Origin of the sequence: Quyinboa ferrireducens (assembly GCF_042436675.1) — a bacterium.
Classification (GTDB): domain Bacteria; phylum Bacteroidota; class Bacteroidia; order Bacteroidales; family UBA5342; genus JBHJHP01.
In genome coordinates this window covers 205,842-228,445 of sequence record NZ_JBHMVA010000004.1, presented here as the reverse complement: position 1 = coordinate 228,445, position 22,604 = coordinate 205,842, and the positions used below count along the sequence as shown (strand labels likewise).

Sequence of the window (22,604 nt, the reverse complement as noted above, 5' to 3'; positions counted from 1 at the left end):
GTGCAACATTAAGTCGCACCCTGAATTTATAATTTTAATCAATAACTACTTTCGTTGCTTTAGCACCCAGCTTTACAATAACCAGTACAGGAAATCCCGATGTTGGAATATCAGCAGTCTTCCCTGCGGCAATACTGGAACTATAAATCTGTTTTCCTGCCAGATTAAAGACCTGTAACGATTTGGATTCAATGCTGTTATTTTCACATACCACGTTACCTCTTGAATAATAAACCCTGTCGGTCGATTTTTCCAACTGATCAACAGCGGCATTTTCGCCCCAGATTGCATTCACAAATTCAGGATGATCTATGAACGGATTCCGGTTATTCTGATAACTGTAGATCACATCATTCCGGTTACGTTCAAAATCGTCCGGCGGATCCTCTTCATTCCACCTCAGTAAGGTACTCAACTTACCGTGATAAGGCTGATTTGGCGTAATGGCAGTGATCGAAGGCACTTTTTCCACGACCTGTAAATCAGGGAACCCATCATCGCCGTCGTAGCGCACATCCATGTAAAAAATAATCCTGGCAATGTCTCCTTTCACTTCATCGCGGGGCTCCCAGGTCTGATCGGTTGTATAGCAATCCGTTTTATAAGGCGTTGAATAACCTGCAGGAGGAGAATAGTCACTTTCCTGCCACCCTCCTTCATCGAAATCCTTGTTGGAGCGGTCCTCGTTTATCGTAGCGTCAGCGGGTTTCAGGTTATGCAGATCCGATCCGGGTCCGTCATCGGTACCAAAATCGCCGTGCGACTTGGCCCATACATGTTCTCTATTCCAGGTATTCCCGTAATCCCAGGTGCTGCTTACACTGTATCCACCATATACCAATATGATATTGCTGCTTTTATTCGGATCTCTGTCCGTTTCATCCAGAATATACCGGGCATCGCCATAAGTAAAAACCTTATTCCCCTTTATAATCTGATGCAGTTTACTATGCAGAGCTTCACGGTATAAACCGTCAGTTCCGTCATAATAACCGGCGGGTATTTGTGCCTGAACCCAACTCAATCCTACCAGCAATACCCCCAATAAAACAATTCTTCGCATTTTAATTCGATCCGTTAACCGATACAGTACTTACTTCCCAGGTCACAGCCTCGGTTGCAGTAGATAAATATTTTAGTGCTACATAGATATTTCCGCCTGAATACGAAGTAATGTCAACATTCTCTGAATCCACAAAATTCCAGTCGCTACCTGCAGGTTTAGTATTGAATTCTATCAGATTCCATGTTCCCTGCTGATCCGGACTTGATGTCCCATCATAATCATTCGACACTAAAACCTGACAATCGCCCCATCCATTCGTTTTAATATAATTCATTGCCTGACGCACCTGTATCGTCACGGTAGCATAACCTGCTGTATTAATGGCAGGAGAAACAAGCCAATCCTCATTAGCTCCCTGCTGATATGCATTTGCAACAGCACAACCACCGTCAAATGTACCATAATTCCATTCTGCTGAACCTGATACATTAAACGCCGTAAACGCGTCTATATTACCGGAGAAAGTCTGACTATAGATTTGTCCTTCCGGTACATAATCCGGATCAATACCGGCACCGTCCATCCAGTAACCGTTTACATTTTTAATGCCAGGAACACCAAAATATGCTGTCAATTCACCTTTAACTATCACCTGTTTTTTATGATTGCCTGCATTATCAGAAAGATTCAATGCTGTACGAATATCGCCAAAAGGTAACTGTACTGGCACACAATTGTTAACATCTGTTTCATCAGGATTGTCGGCTAATAAAATATTGGAATTTACCTCAAATGGAGAACTAAACGCCGCAGTGCTTGTATTAAGCCCATTTAAACACCCAACGATATAACCTTCAACCCAAACAGTACTGCCCTGATTGTTGATGGCTTTCTGCACATTATACGGATCATCTTTTGTTCCGGTTCCCTGTTCTTCACCTCCACCGGTAGATCCGGTATAGCGAGGCTGATCAAACTGCACATCTTTGGTATCTCTGATGAATAACTGCTGATCTGCATTAAATACACCATATACAGCAACCAGAACGCCGCTTCCTTCAGGTAAAGTATCTCCGGCGAAAGAAGAAAAATCACTATTTCGCAGTAAAATAGTACTGCCGGTTTTATTTTCAACCACGCTGCGATTTCTTGATGTTGTTGGATCAACCGCATTTGCATATGTTGCATTTCCTGCCTGACCATCAATAAACTGCATATCCTTCAATGCAATTAAAGTATTGACATTCTCATCAGATAACTGACTTAAGGTTAAGGTATCAGGAACCGGCGTGGAATATGTACCGGTCAGGTAAAATACATCAGGAAGCATAACGGGAGGCATTCTTACAATATTTGTAAAGTTACCGGAAGTTTCAACAGAACTCCCCATCTGGATTACACCGGCATAATTACCAATATACAATCCCTTACACTTTACAAGCACCTCTGCACCCAGCGGATATTCTATATAGAGATCATATTGGTCAATCTGAAATTCTATTCCACCGGTTGAATCCTGCAGAATAAGTTTTTTGTAAATATTTCCAGATTCGTCACTGGAAATAACTGTTGCCTTTAATATGACATCTGTTTCAATCTGGTTGGTATCCTTATCAGCATCGTACATTGCCTTCAGTTCAGCAATGGTGGTATTCGCTTCAAAATCATAAGTTTTTGCAACCGGCGGCTCATCAAAATTCTCGTGAATACACGACCATGACAGTAAAGCCAGTAATGTCATGAAGATAACCTGTTTCATTTGTGTTTTATAGTTTTTCATTGTTCTAATATTTTCAGCGTCTTAAATCTTTTGTCTTATGTCTTAACTAAAAGCTCAGGCTAACATTTAAAAAATAGTTGCGCCCGTAAGCATAGTAATATTTATTTGGATATTTATTCGGATCTTTTCCTGCATAATCAAATCTGTACTGTTCATAACCTCCCGTTACGATATTCTGATTATTAAATACATTTGAGACATTCAGGGAAGCAATCAGGTAATATTTACCCAAATACCATGATTTTCCAACAAAGACATTGGTATAATATGCATCACTAATCCTTTCCTGATCAATTATCTGATGATAGAGTGCATAATCGGCCGGATCATTCAAATTCAAGCCCTGAACCGCATTTGTTGTTCTTCTGGCCGGATTAAAATCAAGATAGCGGTCTGCCAGGTAATTGACATTAAATCCTGCCCACCAGTTTTTGGATCCACGATAATCCATACCCCAGGATGCAGCAGTCTGCGGTGTTCCCGGCACATAAAATCCCTTGGCATAAACTACACCTGATTCTTCTTCCACAAGTGCTGCCTGATTGTCTACATACGCCTGGATTGTAGGTCTTGAAGTATAGATATATTCACCTAAAGAAACCACTGCACTGGTTTTTAAGCCATCTGTAATGGTATATTCAAATCCCAACTCCATGCCACGATGACGGGAATCAATGCCTGTTAAAATATAATTCAGCAGGTTCTGATAAGCATCGTGATAAAAGGACACAACTTCTGTATTATCCTCGAACTTGTTGTAATATCCTGTGATCCTACCTGTGAGTGAAGGCAGACGGAAAATATACGAAGCTTCTCCACCATAAATGACCTCACTTTTCAGCCCGTCCACAATCTGATTTCGGGTTCTTGGAGAAACAAATGCATTTCTTACATATGGCGCCTGCGTCATATACATAGCATTGGCACGTAAAATATGCCGTCCGTTTATCTTGTAATCCACTCCACCATGGATACCATAATTCAGGAAACTGGAATGTTTGCTGTCTCCGTAAGAGTCATTCGGGAATAAACCTTTACGCGTATAACCGGTCCGCCAGAATTCAGTCCCTGATAACTTTGCCGAAAGAAAAGCATCAATGCTAATTGAATTATAAGCCAGTTCTCCCCAGGTTTCCCAGCTTCTTACATTAGCTGAATAATCGTGAGAATATTTGTCGCCTACTTTAAGTAAACGTCCTGGATTATTCAGGTCGTTGTACGCAATTTGCGGATCAGGAAAATCGCGTTCCGCAAACTTGTCTATATCATAAAAATATTCTCCTCCCAGTAAGTCTTCCACAACGTTGTAATGGCGACCATCGTAATACCTGTAAGTGGCTCCGGCATTTAGTTTTAAACGTTCTGAAAGCTCATGATTTAAAACCATATTGGCAGAGGCCGTATTCTTTTCGGTTACTCTGTTCTCTATGATATAACTTGAAACCAGACCAGTGAACGTTTCATCGGGATTCCCGTTTACTCCGGAAATAGTTGTTGCACGTCTGTTAATGTCGTACAAATTCTGAAAGTTAACCTGTCCCGTCACATCCGGTTGTGTTAGCCAGTAAGAGCGAACAATGTTATAATTGATCTCATTATCCTTATAATAACTCGGAAAATACCGGTAATAATCAGGTCTGGGATCTTTTCCTCTCAACCAGTTCAAAGCACTGTAACCATTTTTGGCCCAAGCATAAGAAAGCACGGTAGTCAGTTTTGTTTTATCACTGATCTGCCATTTATAGTTCAGTATTCCGGTTGGCTCAAAATAGGAAGAAACCCTTGTATTTCTTTTTTCACCGTTCTGGTAACCCCAATATGGATTATAATAGTTTGTACCTGTCAGTTCAGCTGCTTCCTTTGTTATGGCCGAATTTCTTCCACTCCTGGAGGGAGCTGCAAATGCAGTAAATGTAATATCGTGTTTAGTTCCGAACCTTTTTCCAACACTCAGGAATCCTGCATAGGCATCGTAAAATGTTCCGGGAACATATCCTTCTTCAGCCCAACGTTTAGATAAAGAAGCGGTCAGTGCCCAGTTACCTTTCAACATTCCGGTTGAATACGTCATCATTACCCTGTTACGATAATTTCTGTTGGCTGATGAAAGCGTGGTCTTTAGTCCCGTCCGATATAAAAACGGTGATGTATAAATATACCCTGAACCACCCAGCTGGCCGAAATCAAAATCGGAATTCGCCATTCCTCCTACAACTTCCTGGTTACGTACAGCATCATTCAAGCCGCCAAATATTCCATAGGTAGCCCGCCCGCTTTCCATATCATTAATCGGCGCGCCATTAAACCATAGGTTATAATACCTTGAATCCAGACCACGTTCATTAAAACGCATCACTCCAAATTCATACGAACTGACTTTGTCAAAAACATCCTTTGAAGATGTAAGGATGCCACTTGCTGACTGCTGGTTATCAAGTTCATCTTCATCATCGGTTACCACAACCTGCGACATATCCACTTTGGAAATATCAGCAAACTCATCTTTGGTTAACTCAATCAGTAAAAAATTCTCATCAGCAGGCAGAATAAGTGTTTTCCGGGTATATCCCCTGGCTTCTGCATAGACAATAAGCTGTCCGGCCTGATCTGTTTTCATTTGCCAGGTTCCATCCTCTGATGCAACAACATCGCCTACTCCATCAATTGTGATAAAGGCATAGGCAACAGGAAGCCTGCTTTCATTGTCAATAACTTTTCCCGAGATCTCCCTGTTCTGAGCTGATAGGATTGACAGACTGAGAAATGAAAGGAATAAAAAATAAAATCTCATACGTGTATTTAATTAGTAGTGTATTCTAAAAAAAGAGAACTAAATTATACAATAACAACCTTTTTTCAAATTGTTTGTTTGAATCTTTAAAAAAACATACGAAAATAACTATTTTTATCGCACACAAAACGAATATAAGTCATGTTTAGGATTTTAACACTTATCCTGTCTGCAGGATTTTTCTTATCAGTTCAGTCAGCTAACGCTCAAAAAAAGATTGAACGTGTCTCCATAGGTTTTTATAACCTTGAAAATCTGTTTGATACCGTAAACGACACCACCATCAATGATGAGGAGTTCCTTCCAGAAGGCGGAATGAAATGGACGGAAGAAAAGTACGAGAATAAATTGAAAAACATGGCTTATGCCATATCAAGAATAGGTGATAATGTTAAAAATGGCCATCCGGTCATTATGGGTGTCAGTGAAATAGAGAACAGAAAAGTACTTGAAGATCTCATTCATACAGCACCGTTAAGTCAGCAAAACTGGAAGATCATTCACTTCAATTCGCCTGACAGACGCGGAATTGATGTAGCACTGTTGTACCGTTCGGAATATTTCATGCCCACCAATATTCACCCCTACCCGTATCATTTAAAGAGCAAACCCAATTTTAAAACAAGGGATCAGTTACTTATCAGCGGGCTTTTACTGGATGAAAAAATAAATATCATCGTAAACCACTGGCCATCGCGTTACGGCGGAGAGCTATCCAGTCGTCCTTTGCGAGACAGTGCTGCAGTTCTTACACGGCATATTTCCGACAGTATCATGAAGGATAATCCGGAAGCAAAAATCATAATTATGGGTGACCTCAATGATGATCCCATCAACGAAAGTGTGCATAAGTATCTGAATACAACTGACAGTAAAAACCTGAAAAATGATCAGCTATACAATCCTATGCTGACTTTGTTCAATAAGGGAATGGGATCTCTGGCTTACAGAGATCAGTGGAATCTGTTTGATCAAATCATTATTTCTCCGGGATTGTACAAGCCCAAAGATAATTCACTGGAATTTCAGAAGGCTTTTATTTATAACGAAGAATTCCTGAAACAACAGGAAGGACGCTATAAGGGTTATCCATTGCGTACTCATGCGGGAGGAGCTTATCTTAATGGCTACAGCGACCACTTTCCTGTATTTATTTTGTTGAAAAGATATGTTAAGTAAGACTCTGTGCAACGTTTAAGGGTATATATTTCTTCAGACGGTTGTGATAGATGGATTGAAGTTAAAATGGACAATAAATCCCATTACATCCGCTTTGGTTATCGTGCCCCTGCAGCCATTGCTCCAATTTTACCACTGATACATAGACTTTCTGAGATAAAAGCTTCTCTGGATCCTTAGTTGTAGTGCTTTTTAGCCAGTGTATTATAATCAATATAATACAGCACCTTTAGGGAAATACTGTTGGTTTGAGAAAGGCTCAGCGTATGATCAAGATTTGAAAAATAACTTTTCATAAGATCATCACATATATCCAGTGAATTAAGCTTCCAGGCCAGAGACATTTCACTTCCGGGGGCAAATACCCAACGAAGCGACATATCAATATTAAAGACATTGAAATTAACATCTTCATTATCGGAATAAGATGGATCGGCTGACAGAGAACCGTCAGTATTCAGTAGATAGTAATCCAGATAATTTGCACATGACCAGTAATGCCGGGCTCTGAAACGCATGGACAGTTCATTATTGAACGCATAGGAAGCCGACAGCGTATTTGTTATTTCCGCCACATCGCGCCGCCCGAACCAGACAGAGCTCTCATCTTCGCTCTGCCCCACATACCCCCTGTCATTCCAGATATTATTCACCTCCAGCTCATATTCCAGGTTCAGCCTTTTACCGGCTTTCAAATTAACACCTGCGTCATACCCCATCTCTCTTTTATCGCTTTTTATGTACCTGCTATTACTTATACTACCCCAAAAAGTGAATGTTTTCCGGTTATCGGTTCTTAGAAACAGGTTGAACCAGGCATGTCCCGCTTCGGTAAAATAGCGACCATCAACCCTGGGTTCATAATAATCGTTGTGTTTAAAATTATAACCGGTATTCCATTCCATGTAATAGTAGTTTTTAAACTGCTCAGAATTGTAAATGCCCCATTCATTTCCTGCCGGCACAAAGGGGTCGTAAATTCTGGAATGAAAATACCAGGTTTGGGTAAACATTTCGCGAAAAATCCAGAATGGCTCAATAATGTTACGTTGCAGCATGAGCTCGGTATGCACTTCGTTGTTGCGACGCAGATAGCCCAAATCATTAGGATTAAATTTATTATCGATCACCTTCTGCAACAGCGTATACTGCCATTTTCCACTGTTTTTCTCAAGCTGCAGTTTTGCTTTAAAACCGGTTTGTGTTTTTCCGTCTTCCAGGCGGTTGCTTACCGCTGCTGATCCCTGTACCGCATAGGTTTTACTTTTGTCGCGGATAAGGAACTGTGTGCCGCTGACATTGGCATAAAACGGATTTCCTCCCATGGATACATTGGTATTGATAAAACTGATGTAAGAATTGTTTTTTAGCGACTGATCCAAAACTACCACGTTGTAATTTGTGAAAGGCTGAACACGGGTTTTTCTTGTCCCGCCCGTTATCGTATCACGGATTTCAGCATCAGATGGCAACGACATCGCATTCAGAACACCGACTGCCAGACCTTTGGGTGAACGTCCGGTTATTTTGGTCGCATTTACAAGTTGCGTTTCGGTGGGTAAAGAATTTACAACTTCGTTTTCTTTTAACACATCGCCTGCCTTATCTCCAAAAATAGGAGCTGCTCCTATCCTGCGGGAATAAAAAATATCGGCTCGTTGAAACAGCTCGGTTCCCTCGTTAAAAAACTGACGCCGCTCATCAAAATAAAGCTCATATGGAGACAGATTCAGCTCCTGATCATCAGACTGTACCTGTCCAAAATCCGGAATAACCATCATATCCAGCGTATGACTTTCACTTAAGCCATATTTCAGATCAAGGCCACCTTTGTACAAAAAGTGAGGTTTTTCTGATCCTGAAAATTCAAGATAGGTTGCCGCATACGGAGAAAAGGATAATCTCACAGGTGGCTTAATATCTTGTATACCCCCTAATCTGCCCTGCTGATGAATAAAACCGCTGACATTTCTATCCACAAAATTCCATGAGTTATTGGAGTCGAATCGCCGGATTCGTCTAAACATGTTCATTCCCCAGTCGGCCGTATTATGCTCCGGAAACCGTAAAGCCGAATAGGGAATTTTCATTTCCACAATCCATCCCTTATCCGTAATCCTTGTTTTACTCTCCCATACGGCATCCCAGCTTCCGTCCTCATTGTCATGTTCTTTTTTAATGGCTTTAATATCAGTTTGTACACCGGCTGGATTTATAAAAAATCCATAAGCCAGTTGTCCCTGGTTATACGGATCAAGATACACACCAAAATAATCTGACATCCCAATATTATCGCGTTCCGTCACGTAATTGTAAATGCTATCCGGAGCTGAATCGTACAACATAGCTCCCAGATAAACTGCTGTCTGATCATAAAAGAACCAAACCTTTGTAGGTTGCATGGAAGGCTTGCCGTTAAACGGCATGAGTTGAAGAAAGTCAGTTGCAGGCACGGCTTGTTTGTAACAATCCTCATCCAGAACCGCATCAATTTTTAAAGGCTTTTCAATTAAATGCGCCTCCACTCTTTTAGTTGTATCAACCGGATTTGCAGCATATGACAATGCCAAAAAAAATGAGAGGATTAGTATAAGTAGTTTTTTCATTGTAGTGTGTTCATAGTTAAATACGTACACACTGTAAAATTGTTACACGAGATGAAAATAAATCATAATTTGGCTTAGTGATTCAGCAAAGGAAATATGATTTTTCTGACTTCATCAGGTTCATTACAAACCATTAATTGTGCCCGCAAATCAGAAGCATTATCAAAGCCGTTAGCATAAATTTTAAAGAACCGTTTCAGAATATTAAAGTTTCGTTTCCCCTGCCAAGCTGCTTCATACAGATCAACATGTTTCAGTAACACTTCCAGTTTTTCTGTTTTGGAAGTATCTGTTTTGGATGGATTGAAAAACCATGGATTATGAAAAATACCACGCCCAATCATAATACCGTCAGTGCCAAAGGTCTTGCAGTATTCTTCGCCCTGTTCATAACTCCAGACATCACCGTTTCCAAGGAAAGGAATATCCGGCGCCAACTGATTTCTAACCTTCGCACCTTTTGCCACTTCGTTCCAGTCTGCCGGTTTTTCTGACATCATTTTTTGTGTACGGCCATGCAAGGTTATGGCTGCAGGTTTTACCTCACAAAGTTGCGTGATCCAACGTTCCGTATCATGCTGCCGTATTCCGGTTCTGGTTTTAACGCTGACCGGAAGGTCTGTTGCTTCTTTTGCAGCCAAAACTATCTCCTGTGCCCGTGTCGGTTGATCAATAAGCGCTGAACAGGCACCATTCTTCACCACATTTTTTACAGGACACCCCATGTTGATATCGATCCCGTCAAAGTTGTAATGCTCCGTGATGTATTTCGTGACCCGGTTAAACAATTCCGGTTCCTTACCCCAGATCTGTGCCACGAGTTTTACACCACTTTTTTTCAACCACTGTCGTTCACTTTCAGTTACCACAAGTCGTTCGGCTACCCTCTCCCGTCCAACAGGATGGTTCATACCGTCTACAGATGTAAACTCAGTAAAAAGAATATGCAGTTTTCCCGGTTCGGAAATACGCATAACCAGCTCGCGGAAAGCTGTATCGGTTACGTCTTCCATTGGAGCCAGTGCAAAAACCGGTTTTGTTATGTCTTTCCAGAAATTATTCACGGGATGCAAAAATACGGTTTCAGGTCATTATCAACAACTAAAATACAGAATGGTTTGAAACACAAAATGCTTCAGTGTTTTTCGTCGTTAAAAAGTTTGACCAGTTGCGTCCGGTTCTTAACACCAAGTTTCTGATAAATCCTTGAATTATGATCTTTTACGGTCTGTAGTGTAACGAACAATTTATCTGCTATCTGCTGATTGGTAAGCCCGTTCCGAATTTCCCAAATCACTTCCCTTTCACGTTGGGTTACACCAAACTTAGCAAAAATCCTCTCAGAAGATGTCCCTGAAACTTTCGGTTCAACCCTAATATTTAAACCATAGTAAACGGCTACTGTAAAACTCGTCATTACCAGGAAAAAGAACAAGTTAACGACAGATACAATCAACAGATCGCTGAATATAAAAACCAGAAGCAGATTGCTTATAGCCACCAATGCATAACCGGCAGCATTAATTATACGCAAATTGAAATGAATACATTTACAGAAAAATAAGAGTGACAAGGAAGTCCAAAGCGCAAATAATGCAATTAATACCTGGTTAATCTGAACCGTATTATTGAAAAAATCATAGTGATACACATAATAATGCGCAGCGGCAAGACTTAAAATTAACAGTATACCTATGAGCAACTTTAACGTACCTCTTTTAATCTCCGAATTGCTGAATATCCAATAAACCAACAATATAAAACCAGCAAACATAAACGGAATTCCTAAGGCTTGATTCACATTTTGAATAATATCATAGTCGTTTGCGTAATTTGTTTCCGGTAAAATGATCCGGATAAATAGCCTTCCCCACAATACATAAAATCCGAATGTATATAACAGCACCATCGCATAATGTATCTGTCTGAAGTCAGCATTCTCATGTTTTTGTTTCAGCCGGAATAACAAAAGTACTCCTGTAACTGATAACGCAGCACAGAACACAAACAATAACCATATGATCAGTAACTCATAATTCATTGATGAGCTAAAAGTATGTAAGATATTACAATTGAGCACACTACTAAAGTAGTTTTTTTGTAAATCACTACTTTGGTCGTTAAAACTCAAACATAATTTAGCCTAAGTTTGAAATAAAAAATCATGGAAATTATAGATTATAAATCGTACTACCCTTCTGTTTCCTTTAGTTTATCAAAAGGATGGGAAAAAATGCTCCAATACTTTCTGCCCTTATTTCTGGTCTCTATTATAATTATGCTGATTGACGGACCGGTAAATGCATCAGCCAAACATGAAAACTGGAACATTCCGTTTATCATAGAATTCTTTGGAATAATTGTGGGAACAGTCTACTTTTTTCTGCTCAGGCCTGCATTTCATTACAGCGCCGACTATATATATATTCAGGCCATAAGAGATGGTGAAGTTGAAATCAGAGACATTGTTAGGGGGTTCGACCGGTACTGGAATGTTGTTCTGGCGAACCTGCTAAAAACAATGCTGGTAGGAATGGCAACAATTTTGCTGATTATCCCGGGTATTGTTGTAGCGTGCCGGCTTGCTTTTGTATCCTATCTTGTGATGGATAAAAATATGGATGCCATCGAAGCTGTTGAAACCAGCTGGAAACTTACCCGTGGATTTGGATGGCGCATTTTCGGGCTTGCCTTCCTATCTGTTTTCATCATCATTTTCGGACTTATTATGCTTATAGTTGGTGTATTTCCGGCTTCTATTTGGGTTAGTGCTGCTTTTGCCACCATGTATCAGGGTGCATTAAACCAGCATCCGGAACTGTTTCCCGAAGAATATGATTTTGAATAAGCAACTACTGATCGTCTAAAAACAGTTTAGTTCAGGCAGACACATTTCTACCAAGTTTTCTAAGCATTAGAAAATGGCTGTAAACAGCTTTTAAAAAGCTGGACTGAACGTGATATGGTAGTTGATATTTACGCGTTGTTTTTTTAACTATTTCCGACAGATTTTTATAATGCACATGGCTTACCGTCGGAAACAAATGATGTACAACCTGAAAATTCAAGCCTCCGATTAACCAGCTAAATACTCTGCTGTTCGGTGCATAATCAGTTGTTGTCATCAACTGATGCACTGCCCAACTGTTCTCAATATTGCCGCTATCATCAGGTAACGGAAATGATGATGTCGGCATCACATGTGCAGTTTGAAAAATAATAGTAAGTGAAAATCCGGCCACAATATGCATAACCAAAAATCCAATAAAAACCCAGTACCAGGCAAAAGGAATTAGTATAATCGGTAAAGCCAATGCAATACCATAATACAGTACTTTTGAAACGATCAGGTCCCTGTAGAGCTTTGAATATGATTTATTACTCTTTACAAAGAGCTCATTATCTCTCCAGTTCCATAGCTGCTGGAAATCTTTTACTGTGATCCATGATATTGTCATCAGGGTATAGAAAAACCATGCATACCATTGCTGAATTCTGTGAATTTTATGATGCGGCTGGTTAGGTGAAAAGCGCAGATAACCGGTTGTATGAATATCTCCGTCAAAGCCATCAATATTAGTATAACCGTGATGTAAGGTGTTATGCTGAAATTTCCATGTTGCCGGAAATCCACCCAACAGGTATAGGGAATTTCCTAAGAATGCATTGATTTTCTGATTTTTAGAATATGTTCTGTGATTGGCATCATGCATCAGAACCATACCCAATCCGGCCATTCCTATTCCCATAATTCCCCAGAACAATAACATTAACCAGACGGAAGTAATTAGTCCTGAAAGCATTAAGACAAACGGAACGCCATAGAGTACCATCATTAAAACCGATTTAATTTTAATCCCTGTATTTCCAAATTTTGAAATATTTCTGTTTTTAAAATACTCATTTACCTGTGATCGCAAATCATCAATAAAATCCGTTTTAGTATGATTTGCATAATTAATTCTGCTGTTACTCATAAAAAATGATGTGTTAGTTTAAAACCTAACAAAAACTTTATCTTAAAAAAAAATGTGAAGTTTTGCTCTGTCCACAACTATAACACACCAAAACGCAGCATGTTTTGTGAAATGAATAATTTTATCAATAAATAACCTAATTTATTTTTAATGAACCAGGTTTTAAACGAAGCATTACACCTCTGACTTTTTCAACACAATATTTTCATTCGCTTTTTCAAGTATAATCTCAAAGTATGATTTAAGCTTATTATAATCTGTGGCAGGATAATCCTTCTCTTTAAATTTATAAATCATTTTTACATTAAGTTCCTTTGCTTTATCATCGTGTTGAATGGAGTAATCGAACTCAAACAAACTGTTATCAACGGTTTTATTCATGGGTTCAAAGTCTACTTCATACCCATCAGGAATTTTTATGGTTGATGTAAACTCATTCCTGCTGATCTTTACCATATCAATAGGTAGCTTTCGTTCTTTTTGTTTGAAAGGATTATCCGACCCTGCAAAAGCCAGGAAAGGTGCGACATAAATTTTATCGTTGAGTTGTGTTAGTTCTATGTCACTTTTAAATGCTGCCAGATAAGGTTTATTTCTCTCTTTTGCATTTTTTATAAATACAACAGAGTCAATATCGTTACCAAAACCATCTTCATAATAAGTTCTTAGTTTATCTTCATCTCCGCCAATCTTTTTCCTCAACCTCAACGCTTCATATTCCGACGCTATAATAATGACCTCTGCACTACTTGAATCAGGATCAACATTCAGAGTGAGGTTCCTGCGGTATTCTGATTCAATCTTTGAATTCAGGTTAATCCATTCAACCGGTCCCTTTTTTATAATTAACCCTTTGTCATTTAAACAGCGTTCCGGAATCCTACGGTCATCACACAGATAGTCAGTACCATCAGTCATGTAAGAAAGGTCACCGTCCTTAACATAAACAACCAGGTGATTAAAGAAATCAGTAAATGGATATTTGCTGTGTATTTTACCGTTGTCCCTTGTACTTAAAAATACGGGATATGCCTCAAATCCACTGGCTCTCAGCAAACCGGTCAGAAACAGGTTTATATCTGCAACATCTCCTCTTTTTTCTTTAACCAGTTCTTTAACCTTTTTCGATGCATATCTACTAATAAACCCATTCCAACTGTATCCTGATTTAACATAATCTACAATATATTCAAACCTGTCTTCCGGATTCATGGCCATCACCTTGTCCATGTCCAGTATTTTAGACGCGTATTTCTGACATTTGGTAATAAACTTTCCAAACTCCGGATCTTTTTCATATTCCTCAACCATCTTTTCCCAGGTTGTCATGATTTCTTTGGTTCCTCCCTGAGGAAAATTTATCTTGGCAAGCTGAAAATCAAGTGATAATATATAATCATTTTTAGTTGTTATAAATGATTCATCACGAAAAGCAGGTACATTTCTCATTCCAACTTTAAAAATATTATCTTTAAATTTAAGTCCGGCAAAATACCTCTCTGATGAAGACACATTATTTTCGTACACATCAAATGATGTTGCGCCTTTTAATATATAAACATATTCATAAAACGGTATCATCTTTGTAATATATTCACTGTACATGGTTGGAATCCTGGACTGAAACTCCCAATCCTTTAAATAAAAGATTCGTGGGGAATAGATCTCATAGGAATACTCTATAACTGAACCTTTTCTTACATCAGGAATTACAAACTTATACATACTCCAATACTCATTTACTTTTTCTATATGTACATCTTTTTTATCCAGTTCGGATTTCACAAGTTGCCCATCCTCAAGTCTGTATGAAGCTCCTTTAATCTGCTCAACGGACTCATATGTATCCCGTGTACGAAATACCGGTATCTCAACCTCAGCATAGTCAAGCCCTGCCTCGTCCAAAATCTTAATCCTTGTCTGACGCCTAAAGCGTAAAATAAATCCCTGTCCTTCCTCCTGAATAAACTCGGACTGCCCCAGATCAAAAATCTTCAGTGCTTCAGCATCCGGGTCTTTGTCATATTTTATAATGTTTAATTCAGACATACTTACACTTCCCATTTCCATAATAATCTTTTCAGCATGTAATGTCAGTGCTGTTAAGGCCACAAGTGTTAAAAGGATAATTTTTTTCATTTCTTATTGTTTAAGCTTAAATACTAAAAAATTCTTTTTCTCAAATTGCCGAATTGAATCCATAAACGCATAAAACTCCGGATAAATATCCAAAGGATAATTTCCTGCATAAAGTTTATAATTACGAACAATTAGTACCCGGTCGTTCATGGGAACGAATTCATACATGAACGCACCATAAGGCGAACTCATGTTAAAATCGTCATTTTCCATCCCCAGTTCATAACCTTCAGGATAAAAATAATAAACAGAGTCAATTTTATAATAGGGGTAGTCAATCTGAAGAGGAAACTTTCGCTCCTTCGGTTCCTCCATTTCTGGAATATATATTTTAAATTGCCTGACAAGCAATTCATCGTTGCTTTTTATTACCGCTTTCTTAGAGGAGCTTTTGTACGAAATTTCAACATGCTTATTTTCTTTATCAACAGGCTTCAGAGAATAGCTTTCAAGCATATATCCTTCATCTGCAAGATTATCAAATATCAACTCCTCCACATCCTTATCTGTAAAATTAGTGCTCATATTATCGAACATTTCAAACATTCGTCCCTTATATTTTGAGGTAAAATCCGCCAATAACATCGATGAATTAATTTCTACGTTTCCAATTCGGGTCTCCAATACATCTTTAGGCTTAAATGCAGGTGTTTGAACAAAATGACTATTGGATCCATCTACAACAAATGCCCAGCGGTTTTGAGTAAATGAACCTAAATAATTAAAGGGCCCTTTACTTGTACAATCCAGCCAAATGGTATCGGCTTTAAGCGGAACAAACAGAATGATATGATTAAACTGTTGAGACACAAAGTTAAGGTCTACCGGACGAATTTTTCGTCCTGCGTAAACTTTTGTATAGTAAGACTTTATACCGGCAAGCTCCAAAATACTCTTAAAATAGTTGGTCAGAGCTTTACAGTCACCATAGCCATTTTCACACACATACGAGGCACTATGAGGTAATAGACCACCTGTGGCAAGTGATATATTAACATAGCGTTTTGTATTCTGCATATCGGCGTATAATGCCTTTATCTTTTCCTCATCTGTTTTACAATCCCGAATGATCTTCTGAATCCTTACTTTTTCCGTGGGACTTAAATCATTTAATCCCTCCAGAATGCTGCTTTGCCATTCACCATAGGAAGACCAATTGACTGTGGAACCCTTTTTTATATAGTGAAATTTATCAGGCACAATCTTAACATTTGGAAAAATCTGTGATTTATGAGGGGAAAAATATTCACTACTGACAGGAATATAGCTCGCTTCCCATTTCAAGTGCTTTTGTTTACCGGTAATTTCAATCAGTGAATCTGAAGTATGTGATGCGACATAGTGAACCGCATAATCCAGGGGAATATAAACATCCAGACTGGCTGACACCGTTGGTACTTCATCATCCATAACCGGAGTCCACCAAGCCAGGTAAAGATATGTAGTGGAATTCGTTTCATATTCATATTCTATTATGTATGGATAGCTGCTATGTTTAATCGGACAGAGTTTGAGATAATCATCTTCAAAAAACGAAAAATCTGATATATCACTTTGCAAGAAGAAGTCCTTGTTTGAAAATTTTTTTAAGACTTTTCCGTCGCTGTCTTTAAGATAAGCATAGTTCAACTTTGCCTTGTTTGATTTCGAATAAGGTATTGCTATTAAACTGTAATCATCACCGGAACGATTCAGGATCATTATCTTTATATGATTCGTCACATTACTTCGGGTCCCCTTCACTTCTACTCTCGTTGAATAATTCAGCAGAATAGCATTGGAATCGGACCCCATCAGACGCAATGAAAGCAACAAACAAACAATTAAAAAGTAATTTTTCATTCAACAGACAATTAAAACGGAACTAAAGTAATTATTTCAAAATAAATTAAAAAATTTTAACATAGTACATGCAACCAAAACCTCCAATATAGATTCATTACAAAAATCAAGCTCTAATTTTCATAAATTTACGTAGTTATGTTCCCCTAATCAAGCAAATAAGTATATCAATAAATAATGATTCGTTTACCTCAAAATTTACCATTATGAAATCCTTTTACGTTCTACTCACAGTTTCTTTTTTTTACATAACCAATGTTTTTTCCCAGATTCAGTTTTCCGATTACTATAACTTTACTGCAAAATGCAGTGACATTTCATACGACAATTCCAATCAGGTTATCGTTTATACACATCAGGATTCTGTTATTCTGGATATACTTTGGTCCGAGCAATGTTGTGCTAAATTTTCTCTCAAAATAAATTCAGAACCAAATGATACTATATTCCTTCAAATGAGCGATACTTCATTGGCTCTATGTGACTGTATGTGCACGTTTAAAATCAGAATAAGTGCAGGAATTAAGAATTCAGAAACCGAAACTGTAAATTTTAACGGTAAAAATTATGAGATCCTCGATGAAGATTACAGGCCACTAGTTCAGGTAGGAAAAAAATGGAATGTTATGGATCTAATCCCCGGACTTGAGAATTCCTTCTTTAAGTCGTTGAAATATTCCATAGATAAAGGCGATGGACACTCCTTCTGCTGGAACGGTAAAAGCTATCTTAAAGTAAACACATCGTTATTAACACCATCGGATGGAAACGTTTATGATACTATTCCGAAATATATCCGCGAAGAAAACGGCAAAATATATCAGCTTGACTCCTCTGATTTAGCTTTTGACGGCTGCAATGAATTTTTGCTGTATGATTTCACTGCCAAAGCCGGAGATATTGTATATCTGGGTTATGATAGTATTCCTTTTGAGGTAAATGAAAAAGGAATTGATGAAGAAACCGGACGAAGATACTGGATCCTTAGCGACATATCGCAACCTTATCCTTCAGGATCTTCCTTATTGCCAAATCCTGTAACAAAATGGATTGAAGGTATAGGTGATTTAAGAGGCATATTTGAGAGTAAAAAAAGCCTGTTTATTGACGGCAGTTATTCCAAGCTGGCCTGCTGTCATATAAATGACTCCTTGCTATATCAGGATTCTGACTATCCGGAATGTGGAGAAAGACCTCCATATAACTTCTTCATTGAAGACGGCAAAGAATGGGCATATGTAACACATTGCGGTGAATTGAGTGAAGAACCCGGATACACCAGATCCAGCTTTGAGATTGACACATCAAATTTTGAAGATAATCCGTATGCTATGCGGTTCTATCCATATGGAAACACAAATGTTTATTATAGCGAAGAAAACGGAAGGGTGTATTACAACGATAACGAGAAGTTCCTGATATATGATTTTACATTAAACGCTGAAGATTCGATATTGGTTGAACCAAATACAAATGTGTATTTATATGTTGATTCAACAAAGTATTTGGAATATGAGGATGGTAGCATTAGAAAAACACTTTACCTGCACGGTAATCCGGCTTTAACAGGACTGATTAACAGAATATGGGTTGAAGGAATCGGAGACCTTTATAATCCATTGTTTTACTGGCAACCGGTTCCAACAAACTACTGTTTTACAGAATTTGCCTGTTGCAGCCTATCCGGGAATCTAATCTATCATAATCCTGAATATCCTGACTGCGGACTGAATCTGGCTCAAGAAAATACACAACAACAAAGTCCCAGAATATATCCAAATCCCACTAACGGACAGATTTCATTGGAATATTCCGAAGAATTTGCCTCTGGAGAATATGCACTTTATAGCTTATCCGGCAAACTTGTCCAAAAGGGAGATATAAGTAAAACGTTGCTTTTGAATGTCCCATCCGGTGCATATGTTATTTTAATTTCAGTAGATAACACCCCGGTATACAGAGACATACTATTTTTAAATGAATAAATTTATATCTGATATAAATTTTCCCGGATAGCTACGTATTTTCATCTCTAATTATCTAAAGCTATCCTTATAAAAAATACTTTGTCTAAAAAGCACTGCAATGCAGTGTTTTTTTTATAAAAACCTTACCTTAGATTTGATATTTATCAAATTTTGGGGAATCTTTACCCCTATTATTTAATGTATAAACGGAATCCTGTTAATCACAAGCAATTTAATGATTCGCTTTCATAATTTTTCTTTATGGGACAAGACTATGTTGTAGATGCCAGAACTGCTGAAATAATCTCAGAACTACAAATTAAATTACTTCAGACGACTGATAAATTTGAAATTTACAGAGTTATACCCGAAAAAATAAGAGAAATTCTGGGATTTGGTATTGTATTCACATCTATTTTATACGAAGAATCTCAATCATTTAAAGTTGAAGCATATGCAGGATTGGAAATGCCTTTTGATAAATTCATAAAAGCGATTGGATTTGATCCTTTAAAACTCGTAGTTCCAATTTCGGCTGTTACACCAGAAGAGCTGAAGCTATTCAGAAGTGGTCACATTGAAAAACTGGAAGGTGGTTTATATGCTCTGGGAGCCCGAAAAATACCAAAAACCATTTGCAGGATCATGGAAAAAATTCTGAAAGTAAAGGATCTATATACAATGGGATTTGTTTCAAAAAATATTCATTACGGTGGATTAATGATACTTTCAGACAAGGATCTTACACCCTATAAACCTATGCTTGAACCGTTAATTAATCAGGCTGCTATTCTGGTTCAACGTTTATGGATGGAAGATGAACTGGTAAAAGCCAAAGAAAAAGCCGAAGAAAATGATAAACTAAAGACAGCATTCCTGCAGAATATGTCACAGGAACTACGGACCCCGATAAATGCCATCTGTGGTTTTGCAGAACTAATCAACGATCCTGATACACCAATAGACACAGTAAAGGGCTATACCGATATAATCTATAACAGCTCGCTCCAGTTGCTTGATCTGATTAATGATGTACTTTCTATTTCCTTTATAGAAACCAAACAGGTTACCTTAAATTATTCGTTCATTGATCTTAACAAACTTATGGCAGAATTGCTTGAGATTTACCGCTCAAAGCAAAAAAATCGCAATGTTAACATTAATTGGGTCACAGAAAGTACAAATAAAGATATTGTCATTAAAACCGATGAACTAAAGCTAAGACAAATACTGACCAACCTTTTAAACAATGCCATTAAGTTTACCAGTAAAGGAGAAATTACGTTTGGATATACATTTAAGGAACATGAAATCGAATTTTTTGTCAAAGACAGTGGTATAGGAATAAAGAAAGAAGCCCTGGATAAAATATTTGAACGTTTTCAACAGGAAGATGCTACCATCAGTTCACAATATGGAGGAACCGGGCTTGGACTAACCATTTCAAAATCCTACGTAGAACTTCTAGGTGGGAATATACGGATTGAAAGCAATAAAAACAAAGGGACTAAATTTATTTTTACGATCGAGAAACTGTACTAGAATAAATTAAATCAGCCCTTTTTTCATCAGTTCCGTTTTTAACCGGTTATGGCGCTTGTTAAATTTTGATTTAATCCCTTCAAGGATTTTTTCAAACTCTCTGCGGTGTATTACACCTTTAGTAATTTTCTTCTGTTCTTTTGTTTAGTTTAACCAGCATTTTTACAATCTTAAATTGGGTTAAGGCATACAACAAAATACCTGCAAACCGGGTTTAACTTTAAGTTCAAAAATCTTACACAAAACTTACCTGGCATAATTAGAGCTAAAGTTGAAAGTCAGAAGGCAACATGAAGATTTTTTTGTAATTATGCAAACCATAAAATGCACATGGATAAACAGAATAACTCATATAACGATCTTTCAAAAGATGAGGAATATGTTATTCTTCATAAAGGAACAGAGCGCCCGTTCACCGGGACATATTATGATTTTTATGAAAAAGGCACATATGTGTGCAAACAATGCAATGCACCTTTATACGAATCTGTAACAAAATTCGATTCCGGTTGTGGCTGGCCCAGTTTTGATGATGAAATTACCGGAGCTGTAGAAAGACAAACCGACAAGGATGGCAGACGCACAGAAATACTATGTGCCAATTGTGGAGCGCATTTAGGTCACGTATTTATTGGCGAAGGCTTTACTGCCAAAAATACACGGCATTGTGTCAACTCAATATCATTAAAATTTATACCTGAAAATAAACACTGATATCAGATATGAAACAGGAAACCGCAATTTTTGCTGCCGGATGTTTCTGGGGTGTTGAATATTACCTTCAGAAGGCAAAAGGTGTTATATCCACTACCGTTGGCTATGTTGGTGGCCATGTGGACAACCCTAATTACAAAGAGGTTTGTACAGGAACTACAGGTCACGCCGAGGCAGTACAGGTAAGGTATGACCCTGAAAAAACAAACTTTGAAACAATTTGCAAATTATTCTTTGAAACACATGACCCTACCCAGGTAGACCGGCAAGGTCCCGATATTGGAGTACAGTATCGTTCAGAAGTTTTTTACCTGAACGAGGAACAAAAGGAAATTACAGAAAAACTCATCACTGAACTGAAAAATAAAGGTTACGATATTGCCACAAAAGTTACACCTGCACCAACGTTCTGGGAAGCAGAGGATTATCATCAGGATTATTACGACCACAAAGGAACACTTCCCTATTGTCACGGCTATCATAAACTGTTTTAAACATTTTGAGGCGAATCTCGTTTTTAATTACATAAACTAAAAATACAACACAATGGCTGAATTAAAAGAAGGCGTGAAAGCCCCGGATTTCAAAGGAATCAATCAGGATGGAAAGGAAATTTCACTTTCAGATTTCAAAGGAAAAAAGCTGATACTTTACTTTTACCCAAAGGATAATACTTCTGGTTGTACTGCGGAAGCATGTAACCTGAACGATAATCTTTCGGATCTTACCGGCAAAGGGTTTGAGGTTGTAGGTGTAAGTCCCGACAGTACAAAATCACACTTAAATTTTATTGCCAAATACGATCTTAAATTTCAACTGATTTCTGATACCGAAAAAGAAATTTTACAGGCATATAATGCATGGGGTGAGAAAAAAATGTATGGCAAAAGCTACATGGGTGTACTCAGAAAGACCTATGTAATTGATGAAAACGGTACGATAGTCAAAATCTTCGATAAGGTAAAAACAAAAGAACACACCGAACAAATTTATGCAGAACTGGGGATTTCTTAATCCCCTTTTTTGTTGATAAAACTTTAATAAATACCCTTTCCCCTCCT

At 38.1% G+C, this 22,604-nt stretch carries 17 protein-coding genes; 8 read left to right on the top strand and 9 right to left on the bottom strand.

The window, feature by feature from the left end:
- Window positions 1-34: 34 nt before the first annotated feature.
- From ACE01N_RS09010 to ACE01N_RS09000, 3 genes are read right to left on the bottom strand one after another with little or no spacing between them, the layout of a single operon-like run.
- Window positions 35-1,063 (bottom strand): endonuclease I family protein, encoded by a 1,029-nt coding sequence (locus ACE01N_RS09010; RefSeq protein ID WP_380587388.1) that lies wholly within the window; start codon window positions 1,061-1,063, stop codon window positions 35-37.
- Between the two features lies 1 nt (window position 1,064).
- Entirely contained in the window at window positions 1,065-2,786 is a 1,722-nt protein-coding gene (locus tag ACE01N_RS09005) for a DUF5689 domain-containing protein (protein WP_380587385.1), read from the bottom strand.
- 46 nt (window positions 2,787-2,832) lie between these two features.
- Window positions 2,833-5,577, bottom strand: a complete 2,745-nt coding sequence (locus tag ACE01N_RS09000; RefSeq protein ID WP_380587382.1) for a hypothetical protein — start codon at window positions 5,575-5,577, stop codon at window positions 2,833-2,835.
- Between the two features lie 141 nt (window positions 5,578-5,718).
- On the opposite strand from ACE01N_RS09000, the gene ACE01N_RS08995 reads away from it, so the two are divergent.
- Together ACE01N_RS08995 and ACE01N_RS08990 are read left to right on the top strand one after the other, a co-directional pair.
- A complete protein-coding gene (locus ACE01N_RS08995; RefSeq protein ID WP_380587379.1) occupies window positions 5,719-6,756 on the top strand; it encodes an endonuclease/exonuclease/phosphatase family protein in 1,038 nt (345 codons plus the stop codon).
- 6 nt (window positions 6,757-6,762) lie between these two features.
- Window positions 6,763-6,936, top strand: a complete 174-nt coding sequence (locus tag ACE01N_RS08990; protein ID WP_380587376.1) for a hypothetical protein — start codon at window positions 6,763-6,765, stop codon at window positions 6,934-6,936.
- On the opposite strand, the gene ACE01N_RS08985 is transcribed toward ACE01N_RS08990, so the two are convergent.
- From ACE01N_RS08985 to ACE01N_RS08975, 3 genes are all read right to left on the bottom strand, one after another.
- Window positions 6,933-9,362, bottom strand: coding sequence for a DUF5916 domain-containing protein (locus tag ACE01N_RS08985; protein ID WP_380587373.1), 2,430 nt, complete (start codon window positions 9,360-9,362; stop codon window positions 6,933-6,935). The two genes, ACE01N_RS08990 and ACE01N_RS08985, sit on opposite strands and share 4 nt — an antisense overlap.
- A gap of 74 nt (window positions 9,363-9,436) precedes the next feature.
- Entirely contained in the window at window positions 9,437-10,426 is a 990-nt protein-coding gene (locus ACE01N_RS08980; RefSeq protein WP_380587370.1) for a tRNA dihydrouridine synthase, read from the bottom strand.
- A gap of 71 nt (window positions 10,427-10,497) precedes the next feature.
- Window positions 10,498-11,403, bottom strand: coding sequence for a response regulator transcription factor (locus tag ACE01N_RS08975; protein WP_380587367.1), 906 nt, complete (start codon window positions 11,401-11,403; stop codon window positions 10,498-10,500).
- 123 nt (window positions 11,404-11,526) lie between these two features.
- On the opposite strand from ACE01N_RS08975, the gene ACE01N_RS08970 reads away from it, so the two are divergent.
- Window positions 11,527-12,210 carry a hypothetical protein gene (locus tag ACE01N_RS08970; protein ID WP_380587364.1) on the top strand — a complete coding sequence of 228 codons (684 nt, stop codon included), beginning with the start codon at window positions 11,527-11,529 and terminating at the stop codon, window positions 12,208-12,210.
- 31 nt (window positions 12,211-12,241) lie between these two features.
- On the opposite strand, the gene ACE01N_RS08965 is transcribed toward ACE01N_RS08970, so the two are convergent.
- From ACE01N_RS08965 to ACE01N_RS08955, 3 genes are all read right to left on the bottom strand, one after another.
- Entirely contained in the window at window positions 12,242-13,339 is a 1,098-nt protein-coding gene (locus tag ACE01N_RS08965; protein ID WP_380587361.1) for a fatty acid desaturase family protein, read from the bottom strand.
- A 174-nt stretch (window positions 13,340-13,513) separates the two neighbouring features.
- Window positions 13,514-15,478: a DUF3857 domain-containing protein gene (locus ACE01N_RS08960; protein ID WP_380587358.1), complete on the bottom strand. Its 1,965-nt coding sequence runs from the start codon at window positions 15,476-15,478 to the stop codon at window positions 13,514-13,516.
- Window positions 15,479-15,481: 3 nt separating this feature from the next.
- On the bottom strand, window positions 15,482-17,320 hold the full coding sequence (locus ACE01N_RS08955; protein WP_380587355.1) for a DUF3857 domain-containing protein: 1,839 nt from the start codon (window positions 17,318-17,320) through the stop codon (window positions 15,482-15,484).
- Between the two features lie 206 nt (window positions 17,321-17,526).
- Here ACE01N_RS08955 and ACE01N_RS08950 point away from each other — a divergent pair, with 206 nt between their 5' ends.
- The 5 genes from ACE01N_RS08950 to bcp all read left to right on the top strand — a co-directional run bounded on the left by ACE01N_RS08950 (window position 17,527) and on the right by bcp (window position 22,557).
- Window positions 17,527-19,305 carry a T9SS type A sorting domain-containing protein gene (locus ACE01N_RS08950; protein WP_380587352.1) on the top strand — a complete coding sequence of 593 codons (1,779 nt, stop codon included), beginning with the start codon at window positions 17,527-17,529 and terminating at the stop codon, window positions 19,303-19,305.
- A 243-nt stretch (window positions 19,306-19,548) separates the two neighbouring features.
- On the top strand, window positions 19,549-20,829 hold the full coding sequence (locus tag ACE01N_RS08945) for a sensor histidine kinase (RefSeq protein ID WP_380587348.1): 1,281 nt from the start codon (window positions 19,549-19,551) through the stop codon (window positions 20,827-20,829).
- Between the two features lie 330 nt (window positions 20,830-21,159).
- On the top strand, window positions 21,160-21,543 hold the full coding sequence (locus tag ACE01N_RS08940; RefSeq protein WP_380587345.1) for a methionine-R-sulfoxide reductase: 384 nt from the start codon (window positions 21,160-21,162) through the stop codon (window positions 21,541-21,543).
- 8 nt (window positions 21,544-21,551) lie between these two features.
- A complete protein-coding gene (gene msrA, locus ACE01N_RS08935; protein ID WP_380587342.1) occupies window positions 21,552-22,037 on the top strand; it encodes a peptide-methionine (S)-S-oxide reductase MsrA in 486 nt (161 codons plus the stop codon).
- 52 nt (window positions 22,038-22,089) lie between these two features.
- Window positions 22,090-22,557: a thioredoxin-dependent thiol peroxidase gene (bcp, locus tag ACE01N_RS08930; protein WP_380587339.1), complete on the top strand. Its 468-nt coding sequence runs from the start codon at window positions 22,090-22,092 to the stop codon at window positions 22,555-22,557.
- Window positions 22,558-22,604 lie beyond the last annotated feature (47 nt).